The 310-nt window shown below is 36.8% G+C and carries 1 protein-coding gene; it reads left to right on the top strand.

The features are described from left to right. Positions 1–39 precede the first annotated feature (39 nt). Positions 40–243, top strand: a complete 204-nt coding sequence (locus AOA60_RS32330; protein ID WP_143522496.1) for a hypothetical protein — start codon at positions 40–42, stop codon at positions 241–243. The last annotated feature ends 67 nt before the right edge of the window (positions 244–310 follow it).

Here is a 310-nt window from a genome sequence, read left to right as displayed (position 1 = left end):
TACCAACTCTAATAATCATTGCGAGTGAGGATGGATATAGTGAACTTGATTCATTGGTATGATTTCATTACCCCAACGACACCATTTGCAGCCCTGTTTTTCGGAATTACTTTTGTGCTCATTGTAACTCTCTTTTTTTCTTATAAAGAAAAGAGTAAAAAGTCAGCAGTTGTTCTGTTTTTAGTTGGTACCCTAATAGTATTAGGTATTGTTGGAATGCTTGAATCGTTAGGATTCTATTAATAAGTTGATTGCCCCCTCTTAAAAGTGTCCGCGCATTAGGGGGGACATGAGGTTAGGATGTTTTACA

This window comes from Pseudomonas sp. 2822-17, assembly GCF_002742485.1.
GTDB lineage: Bacteria > Pseudomonadota > Gammaproteobacteria > Pseudomonadales > Pseudomonadaceae > Aquipseudomonas > Aquipseudomonas cyclaminis.
Note: the sequence above shows the minus strand (reverse complement) of the source record. Positions and strands in the feature narration are given on the sequence as shown.